Raw genomic sequence first — 13894 nt, forward strand, 5'->3', positions numbered from 1 at the left:
AGGTGATGAGCACCCCGAAAGCGCCCGCGTTCAACCGCGACGACCCGCTTGGCCTCGACGCGTCGCTGACCAGCGACGAGGTCGCGGTGCGCGACACCGTCAGAAAATTCTGCGCCGAGCACGTCGTGCCCTACGTCGCGGAGTGGTTCGAGATCGGCGACCTGCCGGTGCGTCAACTCGCCAAGCAATTCGGTGAGCTCGGGCTGCTCGGCATGCACCTGCACGGCTACGGCTGTGGCGGGGCGTCGGCCGTGCACTACGGCCTGGCGTGCACCGAGCTCGAGGCGGCCGACTCCGGGATTCGCTCGATGGTTTCGGTGCAGGGATCGCTCGCGATGTTTGCGATCTGGAACTTCGGCTCCGAGGAGCAAAAGCAGCAGTGGCTGCCCGGGATGGCCACCGGCGAGCTGCTCGGCTGCTTCGGGCTCACCGAGCCGGACGTCGGCTCCGATCCCGCGGCGATGAAGACCCAGGCCCGACGCGACGGCGCGGACTGGGTGCTCAACGGCAGCAAAATGTGGATCACCAACGGCTCGGTCGCCGACGTGGCGGTGGTGTGGGCCAACACCGACGAAGGGATCCGGGGATTCGTGGTCCCCACCCGCACCCCGGGCTTCACAGCCAACACCATTCACCACAAGTTGTCCCTGCGGGCATCGATCACCAGTGAGTTGGTGCTCGACGATGTGCGGCTGCCCGCCGACGCCGTGCTGCCCCAGGCGAAGGGCTTACGGGGACCGTTGTCGTGTCTGTCGGAGGCCCGCTACGGCATCATCTGGGGGTCGATGGGCGCCGCCCGCACGGCCTGGCAGGCCGCGCTCGACTACGCGACCCAACGCAGTCAATTCGGCCGTCCGATCGCGGGTTTTCAGTTGACTCAAGCCAAGCTGGTCGACATGGCCGTCGAATTGCACAAGGGACAGCTGCTCTCGCTGCACCTCGGCCGGCTCAAGGACGCCGTCGGGTTGCGCCCCGAGCAGGTGAGCTTCGGCAAGCTGAACAACACCCGCGAGGCCATCAAAATTTGCCGTACCGCTCGAACAATCTTGGGCGGCAACGGAATATCGCTGGAATACCCGGTCATCCGGCACATGGTGAACCTGGAATCGGTGCTGACCTATGAGGGCACCCCGGAAATGCACCAGCTGGTGCTCGGCCAGGCTTTCACCGGTAGCGACGCCTTCCGCTGACAGGAGAATCGATGGCCACTCGCCTGGAATACACGTCTGAACATCATCAGTTCCGCGAGCTGGTGCGCGATTTCGTACAGCATCGAGTCGCCCCCGCACACGAAACCTGGGAACGCAACGGCCAATGGGACCGCAGCTTGTTCATCGAGGCGGGAAAGCTTGGGCTGCTGGGCTTTTCGGTGCCCGAACAGTTCGGCGGGGCGGGCGTGGACGACTTCCGTTACAACGCGATCGTGATCGACGAATTGCAGCGGGCCGGTGCGGCCGCCGAGGCGATCTCGTTCACGCTGCAAAACGACATCGTGCTGCCCTACCTCACCGATCTGACCACACCCGAACAGCAGCAACGCTGGCTGCCCGGTGTGGTGACCGGCGAGACGGTGCTCGCGATCGCGATGACCGAGCCCGGCACCGGAAGCGACCTGGCCGGCATCCGCACCGCCGCGGTGCGCGACGGTGACCACTACGTCGTCAACGGCGCCAAGACGTTCATCTCCAACGGTCAAAGCGGGGACCTGTTCGTCCTCGCGGTGCGCACGTCGCCAGATCGGCACAAGGGCCTGTCGCTGCTGGTGGTCGAGGCGGACACCCCGGGATTCGAGCGCGGCCGCAACCTGGAGAAGATCGGGTTGCATGCCCAGGACACCAGCGAACTCACCTTCACCGACATGCGGGTGCCGGTGCAGAATCTGCTCGGCGAGGAGGGCAGCGGCTTTTATCAGCTGGTCGCAAACCTGCCCCAGGAACGGCTGGCGCTCGGAGTGGGAGCGGTGGCCGCCGCCGAAGCCGTGCTGGCCGAGACCCTCGAGTACGTCCGCGCCCGCAAGGCTTTCGGGTCACCGATCGGCAGTTTCCAGCACAGCCAGTTCGTGCTGGCCGAGCTGGCCACCGAGCTCGACATCGCCCGCACCTTCCTCGACGACTGCCTCGCGCAGCATCTGGTCGGCGAGCTCACCGCGGCGCGGGCGGCCCGGCTGAAATGGTGGACGACCGACCTGCAGGTCCGCACCGCCGACCGGTGCCTACAACTGCACGGCGGATACGGCTACATGCGGGAATACAGCGTGTCGCGTGCCTTCGTCGATGCCCGCATCCAAACGATCTACGGCGGCACCAACGAGATCATGAAGACGATCATCGCCAAGGACCTTGGGATCTGATGACGGCCGACGTCACCGATTTCGACTCTCTGCCCGTCGAGGAGGCCGTGCGCGCCGCCCGGGTCAGCTCGCGGCGCCGCCAGGTGCTCGACGCGGCGGTCGCGGTGATGGGCAAGACCGGCTTTCACCAGATGTCCATGCAGGATCTGGCCGCCGAGGCCAAGGTCAGTGTCGGCTTGATCTACAAGTACTTTGGCGGCAAAGAGGATCTGCTACTCGCGACCATCGTGCGCATCCTGGAGGTGTTTCGCGATCAGTTGACGCCGGTGCTGGACGCCGCCGGTGCGGATCCCGTGCAGCGATTATCCGCGGGGATCCGGCGCTACATCGAGATTGTCGACGAGAACCTCGACGGCGTGGTGCTCACCTACCGGGAAAGCCGCACCCTGGGCCCGGCCGGACGCACGCAGATCAAGGAACTCGAAATCGCCAGCGCCGCACCGCTTCGCGCGACGATCGAGGCGGGCATCGCCGACGGGGTGTTTCGCGACGTCGACGTCGATCTGATCGTGTATGACATCATGCTGATCGCGCACGGCTGGGCGCTCAAGCAGTGGCACTTCGGTCCCAACTACACCGTCGAGGAATACATTCGGCTGCAGACCCGCCACGTGCTCGACGCGTTGCTCGTCGCCCCCGCTAACTGAAGGAGTCGAAGGATGCGGATTCACGCCGTCGCTGCATGCACGCTGGCCTTGGGCGCGTTGGCGGCGCCCACGGCCGTGGCCGATCCCACCGGCACGCTGCCGCCGATGACCACCACCAACAGTGGACCGGTCATCGGGGGATCGGGCGCCGCACCGCAACTGTTGCAACAGCTCAAAGGTCTCAACGACCCCAACGTGCAAGAAGTTGACGGACAGGACGCCGCTCAATTCATCAGTGCCGCAGCGAATATCAGCGACCGCGACCTGGCTTCGCCGTTCATGGCATTGCAACGCGCGCTGGGATGCCAGAAGAACAACGCCGGATTCGGGGCGCGTGCCTACCGGCGCAACGACGGGCAGTGGGGAGGCGCGATGCTGGTCATCCCCAAGAGCACCTACCCGGACACCGACGCCATGAAGGCGTGCGAGATGTCCAACTGGCGACGTCCCTCACTGGGCAGCGCCACCTCGATGTGCAACAGCGGCTGGGCTTATCCCCCACCGACTTTCAACAACAAGGGCGGCGACTACATTGTGCTGCTCGCCGGCACCAACACCGACTTCTGTACCGCGCTGAACGGGAATTACAAGGGCAGCGCGGCTGTCTGGCCGTGACGGCATTTGCCCGCAGAGCTAGTCGTCGATATGCGTGGGCGGGTCGTTGAACGCCGGGCCCGCCGGGTGCTGGTCAGGCCCCAACGTTTGGCATTTGGTGCTTGTGGCATAAATCGGCGAGCCGTCACGTCCCGGAGCGGGCGGAAACACGACGCACCGCTGCCAGGTTCCGTCGGGCTGCACCGGTCCGTCGCACTTGCTGAGCGCGATGCCGCCGAACTGACAACCCGCGCTGGCCGGTGGCGCCGTCGTGAGCAGCGCGCAGGCCACCATCGCGCCGACCGTGAGGCCGCCCGTCAGTCCTGCGACGACGAATTGCTTCATGCTGTCTGGGAACACTACCGCTAATTGCGGGCGCGCGGGATCGACATCTGCGACAGCGCACCGGTGCGGTGCGTCGGCGCGCGGCGATGATCAGTTAGGTCGCCACCCCTCAAGGCATCGCGCCGATGCCCTCAGTCCAGAATGCGCGAATCCGTTGTCGGACAATTGAAAACAGCGGTTATCAAAGCCCATACACAGTTAGCCTAAGTAATACTTCGGATGTGAAGAATCGCGCATATGTAGCAGCAGCGGCCGTCATGGCCACAGGTTTCGGGCTGGTGGGCTTGGGTGCCGCCGGCTCCGCTCGGGCTGACCCCGGCCCGCCCCCGCATTGGTGTCCCGGCGACTTCTGGGACCCGGCGTGGGGTCCGACCCCGGTCAACTGCCGAGACGACTGGAATACCTCGGCGACGCCAGATCCCGGCGTAGTGCCCTACTTGCCGGGACATCACAGGGCGCACCCCGGCGCGCCGAGTTATCCCGACCACCCCGGCGGCCCGGGTCATCCCGACCACCCCGGCGGGCCAGGTGGTAACCCCGACCACCCTGGTGGCCCGGGTAATCCCGACCATCCCGGCGCACCCGGCGGGGGTGGACCCGGCGCACCCGGCGGCACCGGGGGCGGCGGCGGCATCGGCGGCGGAGGCGGCGGCGGCAGCAGCATCGGCGGCGGCAGCATCGGCGGTGGTCTTCGCTGAGCCGACACCTGCGCGCGGCGGTCGTGGTGGCATCCCACGACCGCCGCGTGACCCAACTGCGGTGATGGTCCACGCCGGCGGTGCGAACGCGCGACACCGCGCGCGGCAACGTCATAGGCTGGGTACGCGCTACGGAGAAAGCCAGAAGGATCTGCAGACCTGAAGGAGAATCATGTCGCGCCATCGCGTCGTCATCATCGGTAGCGGATTCGGCGGGCTGAATGCGGCCAAGGCGCTCAAGCGCGCCGACGTCGACGTTGTGCTCATCTCGAAGACGACCACGCACCTGTTCCAACCGCTGCTGTATCAGGTCGCAACCGGCATCTTGTCCGAGGGTGAGATCGCCCCGGCCACCCGGCTGGTGCTGCAGCGGCAAAAAAACGTGCAGGTGCTGCTCGGCGAGGTCTTCGCCATCGACCTCCAGGCGCAAACGGTGACATCGAAGCTGATGGGCATGGAGACCGTGACGCCATTCGACAGCCTGATCGTGGCGGCCGGCGCCCAACAGTCCTACTTCGGCAACGACCAGTTCGCGACCTACGCCCCCGGCATGAAGACCATCGATGACGCCCTGGAGCTGCGGGGCCGGATCCTCGGCGCGTTCGAGGCCGCCGAGGTCACCGACGACCCCGCCGAGCGGCAACGCCGGCTGACCTTCGTCGTCGTTGGCGCCGGCCCCACCGGCGTCGAGGTGGCAGGACAGATCATGGAGCTCGCCCACCGCACCCTCAAGCAGGCGTTTCGCACCATCGAGCCTCGCGACTGCCGGGTGATCCTGCTCGACGCCGCGCCCGCGGTGTTGCCGCCGATGGGCGAAAAGCTAGGCCGCAAGGCGCAAAACCGGCTGGAAAAGATGGGCGTCGAGGTCCAGCTCAACGCGATGGTCGACGACGTGGACTACATGGGCCTGACGATCAAAGAGAAGGACGGCACCAAACGCCGCATCGAATGCGCGTGCAAGGTGTGGGCGGCCGGAGTTCAGGCCAGCTCGCTGGGCAAGATCATCGCCGAGCAGTCCGACGGCACCGAGGTCGACCGGGCGGGGCGGGTGGTCGTCGAGCCCGACCTGACCGTCAAGGGACACCCCAACGTCTTCGTCGTCGGTGACCTGATGTCGGTGACGGGCGTGCCCGGGATGGCCCAGGGCGCGATCCAGGGCGCTCATTACGCCACCGACCGCATCAAAGAGATCGTCAAGGGCACCGACGACCCGGCCACCCGCAAGCCGTTTAGCTATTTCGATAAGGGCAGCATGGCCACCGTCTCCCGATTCAGCGCCGTCGCCCAGGTCGGCAAGCTGGAATTCGGCGGCTTCATCGCCTGGCTGGCCTGGCTGGGCCTGCACCTGCTTTACCTGGTCGGCTTCAAGAACCGGTTCACCACCGTCGTGGCCTGGCTCATCACCTTCCTGGGCGGTGGCCGCAGCCAAATGGCCATCACCACCCAGATGATCTACGCCCGGGTGGTCACCCAAAGCTGGATGGAAGTGCAAGGAGCACTAACCCAAGCCGAGCAAGCCGAGAAACAGGCGGCCGGTTAGCTCAGGGCCTGATCGATATCGGCGATCAGATCGTCGGTATTCTCCAGGCCGACCGAAATACGAACCACGCCGTCACCCAGTCCGATCGCGGCGCGCCCCTCCGGCCCCATCGCCCGGTGCGTCGTCGTAGCCGGATGTGTGACAAGCGATTTCACGTCACCCAAGTTATTGGAGATGTCGATGATCCGGAGCTTGTCCAGCACCTGAAAGGCCCGGTCCTTGGCGGCATCGCCAGCTGCGTCCAGCTCGAACGTCAGAACCGTGCCGCCACCGGACATCTGGCGCTTGGCCAGGTCATGCTGCGGGTGCGACGCCAAATACGGATAGCGCACCCAGCGCACCGCCGGGTGCTTCTCGAGGAACTCCGCAATGCGATGCGCCGAAGAGTTGGCGTGCTCCACCCGGACCGCCAGTGTCTCAAGGCCTTTCAGCAGAACCCAGGCATTGAACGCACTCATCGCGGGGCCGGTGTGCCGCATCAGCTTTTGCACCGGGCCGTCAATGTACTCCTGGTCGCCGAGGATGGCGCCGCCGAGCACCCGACCCTGACCGTCGATGTGCTTGGTGGCCGAGTACACCACCACGTCCACCCCCAGCGGGAAACCCTGCTGCAGCAGCGGGGTAGCAAAGACGTTGTCCAACACCACCTTTGCTCCCGCGGCGTGTGCGAGATCGGTGACCGCGGCGATGTCCACCAGCGACTGCATCGGATTCGACGGCGTCTCGAAGAACACCGCCTGGGTGGGCACCGACAGCGCCTGCTCCCACTGGCCGAGGTCGTCGCCGTCGACGAAGACCGTGTGGACACCCCACCGCGGCAGGATCTCGTTGCACACCACGAAACATGACCCAAACAGGCTGCGCGCGGCCACCAGGCGATCGCCCGCGCCCAGCAGCGCGCCCAGCGAGGTGAACACCGCGGCCATGCCGCTGGCCGTGGCGAAAGCCGCCGGCGCACCCTCGATTAGCCGCAACCGTTCCTCGAACATCGACACCGTGGGATTGCCATAGCGCGAGTACACGTAGCGATCGATGTCACCGGAGAACGACTGCTCGGCCTCCGCCGCGGACGGATAGACGTAACCGGAGCTCAAGAACATGCCCTCGGCGGTCTCGTCGAATTCCGACCGCAGCAATCCCCCGCGCACGCCGATCGTGGCTTGGCCGACTCCGTCGGGAAGTGCCTTCGGAATCCGCACCGATGGTTTGTCCGTCATCGCCGACTCAGCCCTGCTTCCAAGGCAGTCCGACTGCGCGCCAACCGGATTCACCGCGGTGGGCCTGCGCGTTAAGGTGACCCTCAAAGCCGTCGAGCACGTTGTAGGACGGCGTGATACCCGCATCGGTCGCCACCTCGGCGGCTCCGATGGACCGGTTGCCGGAGCGACACAGGAAGACCACCGGGCCCGAGTCGGCCGGGATCCGCTCCTTCAATTCGGCCAAGAAATTCTGGTTGGGCTGGCCGGCCGATGTGGTCCACTCGATGAAGACCGTGTCTCGGCCCAAACTGGACAAATCCGGCACTCCGACGAAGCGCCATTCGGCCTCGGTGCGCACGTCGACCAGGACCGCCTGAGGGTTGTCGCTGAGCAACTTCCACGCCTCGAGCGGAGTGATGTCTCCCGCGTAGCTCATCCGGGTGAGTCTAGTGGCGGCCCTGCAAGACCGCTGTGGCCGCATCGCGCGCGCGGTCTCGCGCGGCCGCCACATCCGGGGCGGTGGCCAGCGCCACGCCCCGCCGCGGTTGCGGCCCGCGATCGAACACGCGCAGGTCGGTTTCCGGGATGGCCAGCGCCGCGGTCAGTGCGGGGGCGGTGCCTGCCGGACGAATCAAGCGGGCGGCGGCCGGTGAGATCATCAGCGCGTCCACCGGCAACCCCAGGATCGCGCGGGCTTGCTGTTCGATCGCCGAGATGCGCTGACTGCGCAGGGTCACCCAGGCGCTCTGCGGCAGCACCGCGCTGATATCGGAGAAGTACACCTCGTCGCCATGGATCATCAGTTCGACGGCGAAGACGCCGCGGCCCCCCAGCGCGTTGACGATGCGGGCCGCGATCGACCTGGCCGCGTCGAGCGCGGCCGGGCTCATCTTCTGCGGCTGCCAGGACTCCAGCACGTCGGACTCGGCGCGGCGATGCCCGATCGGCGAACAGAACTCGATCACCGGACCGGCCGGTCCCGCGGTGCGGATTGCGAGCAGCGTGACGCAAACCTCGACCTCGACCACGGTTTCGGCCAGCACGCGCGGTGGCTGGTCCTGTCCGACCGCGCGATGCCAGGCAGCGTCGACCTCGTCCGGCCCGGACACCACGGACCGCTCCCCCACCCCGCTCACGGACTCGACCAGCATGGGATATCCGCCGTGCGCGGCGACCGCGCGCAACTCGTCGACCGAACCGACGAACCAGAACGGCGCGGTCGGCAGGCCCAACTGATCGGCGGCCAGCCGGCGCAACGCCTCGCGGTCGGTCGTCAGACGCACCGTGCGCGCGTTCGGTACCAGCTCGGTCGCGCCCTCGGCCGCGCGCCTCTCGAGGGCCTCCAGGGTCGCCGCCGACACCGCCGAGGTGGCGGTCACCACGACATCCGGGCGTAACTGCTCGATCGCGCTCGCGACCGCGTCGGGGCCGGCGTCGGGATGCTCGTGCACCTGTGCGCCGAGGCGCCGCAGGGCGATGGCGAGCTCCCCGCTGAGCTCGTCGGAACCCAGCAGCAGCACGCGCGGCCCGCCGATGGGCGCGCGCGGTCCTTCGGTCACGCCGTCAGTCACCAGCTAAGGATAGGTGGCGGGCGCGTCAGGGCTGGCCAGGCAGCAAACGCACCATCAATCCGTTGGCTTCGGCCAACAGCACGCCGTCGGCGTCGACCAACTCCGCGGCGACGAATGCCTTGCGGCCCTCGGTGCTGGTGACCCGCCCGCTCACCCGCAACGGCACGTCGATCGGGGTGATCTTGCGGTAGTCGACGTGCAAGAAGGCGGTCCGGCTGATCGGCCGGTTCGCGGCGTGGGACACCATGCCGAACATGTGGTCAAACAGCAGCGGTAGGACTCCGCCGTGCACCGCGTAGTTGCCGCCGACGTGAAACCGGGTGAATTGGCCCGTCATTTCGACACCGTCGGGGGCGTAGCTGGTCAACGTCCACGGCGGCAACAGCAAGCTGCCCATGCCCGGCAGATCCGGCGTCCGCCCCGCCGGGGCCTGACCTTCGACCTCGGCCTGAAACGGGCTCAGCAGTTCCACCAGGGCGGCGGCGCGATCGGCCGCGTCGTCCCAGACCTCTTGAGCGTCCGGGCCCGGGTCGGCGGACACCGCAAGGTCCTGCAACCGGCGCATGGTCGCCACGAACCGGCCGAAGCCCGGCCCCGGCGTGGCCGGCCCGTATTCCGGGAAGCCGCCGTGGTGTTCGTATTCGGGGTCGAGTTCGAGTGCGTCGGCGTCGGTCAAAGACTGGTCGGTTCGCGACCCGCTGCGCCCGGCTTCGCCGCGCTTGCGATCGCTCACGGGCGGGCCGCCAGCACATCGCGGCGCACGATGGTCTGATCGCGGCCCGGCCCCACCCCGATGCACGAAACATGGGCTCCGGCAAGCTCTTCCAAGCGCAGCACGTAATCACGGGCCTTGGCGGGCAGGTCGTCGAATTCGCGCGCGTCGGAGATGTCTTCCCACCAGCCGGGCAGTTCTTCGTAGACCGGTTCGGCCCGGGAAAGATCGCTTTGGGTCATCGGCATCTCGTTGGTCTGCGCCCCGTCGACGCGATACCCCACGCAGACCGGCACGGTCTCCAGGCTGGACAGCACGTCGAGCTTGGTCAGGAAGTAGTCGGTGATGCCGTTGACCCGGGTCGCGTAGCGGGCGACGACGGCATCGAACCAGCCGCAGCGGCGCCGCCGACCGGTCGTCACCCCGAATTCGCCGCCGGTCTTGGACAGGTATTCGCCGTTCTCGTCGAACAATTCGGTCGGGAACGGGCCGGAGCCGACCCGGGTGGTGTAGGCCTTGAGGATTCCCAGCACGGTGGTGATGCGGGTTGGACCGATCCCGGAGCCGACGGCCGCGCCGCCCGCCGTCGGATTCGAGGACGTCACGTAGGGATACGTGCCGTGATCGACGTCGAGCAGCGTGCCCTGCGAGCCTTCCAGCAGCACCGTCTCACCGGCCTCGAGCGCGGTGTTGAGCAGCAGCCTGGTGTCGGCGATGCGGTGCGAGAACCCCTCGGCCTGTTGCAGCAGCGCCTCGACCACCTGCTGTGGATCCAACGCCTTGCGGTTGTAGATCTTGACTAGGATCTGGTTCTTGAGCTCTAGGGCGCCCTCGATTTTGTGGGCCAGCTGCTCGGGGTCGAGCACGTCGGCGACCCGGATGCCCTGGCGGGCGATCTTGTCCTGGTAGCAGGGGCCGATGCCGCGGCCGGTGGTGCCGATCTTCTTGTTGCCCATGTAGCGCTCGGTCACCTTGTCGATGGCCACGTGGTAGGGCAACAGCAGATGCGCGTCGGCGGAGATCAGCAGCCGCGAAGTGTCGACCCCGCGATCTTCGAGGCCCTTGAGCTCGTCGAGCAGCACGCCGGGATCGATCACCACGCCGTTGCCGATGACGTTGGTGACCCCGGGGGTCAGCACCCCCGAGGGGATCAGGTGCAGCGCGAAGTTCTCCCCGGTCGGCAAAACGACCGTGTGTCCCGCGTTGTTGCCACCCTGATATCGCACCACCCACTGCACGCGGCCACCGAGCAGGTCAGTGGCCTTACCTTTGCCCTCGTCACCCCACTGGGCGCCGATGAGGACGATTGCCGGCATGACTTGCTCCCACCCAATCCCGCGTGTTTACGCCTGCTTATTGTGGTCCAGCCGGGGACCCACCCTATCTCAGCAGGTTGCGAGGAGCTCATGAATATCGCCGCCGACACGTCTGGCGTGGCGGTGTTGCGGTTTGGCGGGCGACGGCTGCCCGGGTCGCTGCGAGGGCTGCCGATCCATCGGGTCGAAAGCGCGGCCGCCACAGCGGCTATCGACGCCGCCGTCGGGCCGTATCGTCGGTTGGTCGTGCTCGGCGCCGACAGTGATCTGGCCGCCGTGCTGAGCCGGCTGCTGCGCGCCGAACGCCTCGACGTCGAGGTCGCCTACGTGCCGCGCAGCCGCACCCGGGCGACCCGGATCTACCGCGCGGCGGCGGGCCGTCGGGCGGCGCGACGCGCCCGGCGCGGCACGGCCCAGCGGGTCACGCTGGTGCGCGACGAGACCGGCGCCGTCATCGTGGGCCGGGCCGGGTGGCGGCCGCCGGGCGGCGAGCACCGCCTGCGGGGCGAGGCCGTCGCCGACGACACCGTGCTATTCGACGGCGACGTCACCGGCGCGGACGTCGAGCCGACGCTGTCCATGCCGGGCCTGCGGGCCTCGATCCGCCGACCCTGGCGGCGGTGGATCACCGGGCGCGCCGTCCAGCTGGGCAGCACCGGCGCCGTGGTGATCCGGGACGGGGTCACGGCGCCCCGTCCCGCGCGCCGGTCGACGTTCTACCGTCACGTCGAAGGCTGGCTGCTGGTCCGGTAGTTTCGACCGGTGGACTCACACGGGCGCGCGTCGGTGCGGCCCAGCCCCATCTTCTTGGCTTTGATCGCGCTGACGGCAGCCGGCGGGGTGTTGGCCTGGCTGGCCGGGACGACCGTCCGCCCGATGGCCTACGCCGGGGTCTTTATCTTCGTGATCGCCGGCTGGCTGGTCTCGCTGTGCCTGCACGAGTTCGGCCACGCGGTGACCGCCTGGCGCTTCGGCGATCACGACGAGGCGGTTCGCGGCTATCTGACCCTGGATCCGCGGCGCTACGCCCATCCCGGTCTGTCGCTGCTGTTGCCGATGGTGTTCATCGCGCTGGGCGGGATCGGCCTGCCCGGCGCCGCCGTCTACGTGCACACCTGGTTCATGACGCCGACCCGCCGCACACTGGTCAGCCTGGCCGGCCCGACGGCGAACCTGGTGTTGGCGGTCCTGCTGCTGACGCTGACCCGGCTGTTCTTCGACCCGGAGCACTGGGTGTTGTGGGCGGGCGCGGCGTTTTTGGGCTTCCTGCAGATCATGGCGGTGGTGCTGAATTTGCTGCCCATCCCGGGGCTGGACGGCTACGACGCCCTGGAACCGCACCTGAGTTCGGAAACGCAGCGGGCCGTGGCGCCTGCCAAACAGTACGGCGTGTTCATCTTGCTGTTCTTGCTGCTGGCGCCGGTGATCAACCAGTGGCTGTTCGGCATCGTGGGCTGGTTCTTCGACCTGTCCGGGATACCGCACCTGCTCGCCAATGCCGGCAATTCGCTGACCCGCTTCTGGAGTCGCTGGTTCTGACCTTGCCATATATGCGTTTTCATGCATATATTTGTCGGCATGGGCGCCGGACACAGCCACACCCCAGCCGCGGACAGGACCACCGCGGCTCGCATGATCCCTCGCATGGTCATGGCCGCCGGGATTTTGGCGACCTTCTTCGTGGTGGAGCTGACCACCTCCCTGGTGATCAATTCCCTTGCGCTGCTGGCCGATGCGGGGCACATGCTGACCGACGTGGTGGCGGTGTCTATGGGGCTGACGGCCGTGATGCTGGCCAAGCGGGGCAGCACCTCCCCCGACCGCACCTACGGCTGGCATCGCGCCGAGGTCTTCACCGCGGTGGCCAACGCGGCGTTGCTGGTCGGCGTGGCGGTGTTCATCCTCATCGAAGCGATCGACCGGCTGGGCACCGGCGAAACGGTGCCCGGCGTCCCGATGATCGTGGTCGCGTTGGCCGGAGTGACCGCCAACATGGGGGTGGCGATGCTGCTGCGGTCGCACTCCGCGGGCAGCCTGGCGGTCAAAGGCGCCTACATGGAGGTCGTCGCCGACATCGTCGGCAGCCTCGGCGTCCTGGTCGCCGGCATCGTGACCGTCACCACGCACTGGCCCTATGCCGACGTGGTAGTGGCCGTGCTGGTCGCGATCTGGGTGCTGCCCCGCGCCTTTTCGCTCGCGCGCGCGGCGTTGCGGATCCTGTCCGAGACGTCGCCGGCACACATCGACGTCGAGGAGTTGCGGGCGGCGCTGGGCGCCGTCGACGGCGTCACCGAGGTGCGTGACCTGCATGTGTGGACGCTGTCGCCGGGCAAGGACATGTGCACCGTGCACCTCACCAGCGCTGCCGATTCCGCGCGCGTGCTCAGCGCCGCGCGTGAAGTCCTGCACGAACGGGGACTTGAGCACGCCACCGTCCAGGTCGAGAACGGCGAGGGTCGCTGTGCTGAGGAATTCTGAGGGGTTTTAGAGCCCCAGCTCCTTGCGGGCCACCGGGTCGCAATCGTCGAGCAGGTCCAGGCAGCGTCCGTACTCGTCGACCTCGCCGATCGCGTCGGCGGCTCGGGCCAACGCGGCCACGCAGCGCAGGAAGCCGCGGTTGGGTTCATGCGAATACGGCACCGGCCCGAAGCCCTTCCAGCCATTGCGACGCAGTTTGTCCAGGCCGCGGTGGTATCCGGTCCGGGCGTATGCGTACGCGGTGATGGCACGGTCCTCGGCCAGCGCCTCCTCGGCGAGGGCCGCCCACGCCACCGACGCCGCCGGATGCGCGGCGGCGACGATGCCCGGATTCTCGTTTGCCGCCAGCTCGGCTTCCGCCTCGCTGTCGGCGGGCAGCAGGATCGGATCGGGTCCTAAAAGATCACCCATGGGTGTCATAAGTACCATTCTGCCGTCCCCCCT

At 67.5% G+C, this 13894-nt stretch carries 16 protein-coding genes; 9 read left to right on the top strand and 7 right to left on the bottom strand.

Annotated features, from left to right (window positions below):
• Positions 1–5: 5 nt before the first annotated feature.
• The 4 genes from AWC25_RS12700 to AWC25_RS12715 are packed head-to-tail and all read left to right on the top strand — an operon-like array spanning position 6 to position 3612.
• Entirely contained in the window at positions 6–1190 is a 1185-nt protein-coding gene (locus AWC25_RS12700) for an acyl-CoA dehydrogenase (RefSeq protein ID WP_069401276.1), read from the top strand.
• An 11-nt stretch (positions 1191–1201) separates the two neighbouring features.
• Positions 1202–2350, top strand: coding sequence for an acyl-CoA dehydrogenase family protein (locus AWC25_RS12705; RefSeq protein WP_069401275.1), 1149 nt, complete (start codon positions 1202–1204; stop codon positions 2348–2350).
• Positions 2350–2997 carry a TetR/AcrR family transcriptional regulator gene (locus tag AWC25_RS12710; protein WP_069401274.1) on the top strand — a complete coding sequence of 216 codons (648 nt, stop codon included), beginning with the start codon at positions 2350–2352 and terminating at the stop codon, positions 2995–2997. The genes AWC25_RS12705 and AWC25_RS12710 overlap by 1 nt, the downstream gene beginning before the upstream one ends.
• A gap of 12 nt (positions 2998–3009) precedes the next feature.
• Positions 3010–3612, top strand: coding sequence for a hypothetical protein (locus tag AWC25_RS12715; protein WP_085166880.1), 603 nt, complete (start codon positions 3010–3012; stop codon positions 3610–3612).
• Positions 3613–3630: 18 nt separating this feature from the next.
• Here AWC25_RS12715 and AWC25_RS12720 read toward each other — a convergent pair whose 3' ends face one another.
• Positions 3631–3936, bottom strand: coding sequence for a CDGP domain-containing protein (locus tag AWC25_RS12720; RefSeq protein WP_085166898.1), 306 nt, complete (start codon positions 3934–3936; stop codon positions 3631–3633).
• A 257-nt stretch (positions 3937–4193) separates the two neighbouring features.
• Between AWC25_RS12720 and AWC25_RS12725 the strand changes: the two genes are divergently transcribed.
• Positions 4194–4634, top strand: a complete 441-nt coding sequence (locus AWC25_RS12725) for an Mtp family mycobacterial-type pilin (protein ID WP_085166881.1) — start codon at positions 4194–4196, stop codon at positions 4632–4634.
• A 172-nt stretch (positions 4635–4806) separates the two neighbouring features.
• Positions 4807–6174 carry an NAD(P)/FAD-dependent oxidoreductase gene (locus tag AWC25_RS12730; protein ID WP_069401272.1) on the top strand — a complete coding sequence of 456 codons (1368 nt, stop codon included), beginning with the start codon at positions 4807–4809 and terminating at the stop codon, positions 6172–6174.
• On the opposite strand, the gene AWC25_RS12735 is transcribed toward AWC25_RS12730, so the two are convergent.
• The 5 genes from AWC25_RS12735 to AWC25_RS12755 are packed head-to-tail and all read right to left on the bottom strand — an operon-like array spanning position 6171 to position 10972.
• Complete coding sequence (locus AWC25_RS12735; protein WP_085166882.1) at positions 6171–7391, bottom strand: O-succinylhomoserine sulfhydrylase; 1221 nt, start codon at positions 7389–7391, stop codon at positions 6171–6173. The two genes, AWC25_RS12730 and AWC25_RS12735, sit on opposite strands and share 4 nt — an antisense overlap.
• A gap of 7 nt (positions 7392–7398) precedes the next feature.
• A complete protein-coding gene (locus AWC25_RS12740) occupies positions 7399–7809 on the bottom strand; it encodes a rhodanese-like domain-containing protein (protein ID WP_069401270.1) in 411 nt (136 codons plus the stop codon).
• Between the two features lie 10 nt (positions 7810–7819).
• A complete protein-coding gene (locus AWC25_RS12745) occupies positions 7820–8944 on the bottom strand; it encodes an ATP-grasp domain-containing protein (RefSeq protein ID WP_085166883.1) in 1125 nt (374 codons plus the stop codon).
• A gap of 25 nt (positions 8945–8969) precedes the next feature.
• Complete coding sequence (locus AWC25_RS12750; RefSeq protein WP_069401313.1) at positions 8970–9620, bottom strand: PaaI family thioesterase; 651 nt, start codon at positions 9618–9620, stop codon at positions 8970–8972.
• Between the two features lie 53 nt (positions 9621–9673).
• Positions 9674–10972, bottom strand: a complete 1299-nt coding sequence (locus tag AWC25_RS12755; RefSeq protein WP_069401268.1) for an adenylosuccinate synthase — start codon at positions 10970–10972, stop codon at positions 9674–9676.
• A 90-nt stretch (positions 10973–11062) separates the two neighbouring features.
• Between AWC25_RS12755 and AWC25_RS12760 the strand changes: the two genes are divergently transcribed.
• The 3 genes from AWC25_RS12760 to AWC25_RS12770 are packed head-to-tail and all read left to right on the top strand — an operon-like array spanning position 11063 to position 13450.
• The gene (locus AWC25_RS12760) at positions 11063–11725 is read left to right on the top strand and encodes a peptidase M50 (RefSeq protein ID WP_069401267.1); all 663 of its coding nucleotides are present in this window, start codon (positions 11063–11065) and stop codon (positions 11723–11725) included.
• 9 nt (positions 11726–11734) lie between these two features.
• On the top strand, positions 11735–12511 hold the full coding sequence (locus AWC25_RS12765; RefSeq protein ID WP_085166884.1) for a site-2 protease family protein: 777 nt from the start codon (positions 11735–11737) through the stop codon (positions 12509–12511).
• A gap of 39 nt (positions 12512–12550) precedes the next feature.
• The gene (locus tag AWC25_RS12770) at positions 12551–13450 is read left to right on the top strand and encodes a cation diffusion facilitator family transporter (RefSeq protein WP_085166885.1); all 900 of its coding nucleotides are present in this window, start codon (positions 12551–12553) and stop codon (positions 13448–13450) included.
• Between the two features lie 6 nt (positions 13451–13456).
• On the opposite strand, the gene AWC25_RS12775 is transcribed toward AWC25_RS12770, so the two are convergent.
• A complete protein-coding gene (locus tag AWC25_RS12775; protein WP_085166886.1) occupies positions 13457–13870 on the bottom strand; it encodes a DUF3151 domain-containing protein in 414 nt (137 codons plus the stop codon).
• Positions 13871–13894 lie beyond the last annotated feature (24 nt).

Source organism: Mycobacterium sherrisii (assembly GCF_002102355.1).
Lineage (GTDB): Bacteria > Actinomycetota > Actinomycetes > Mycobacteriales > Mycobacteriaceae > Mycobacterium > Mycobacterium sherrisii.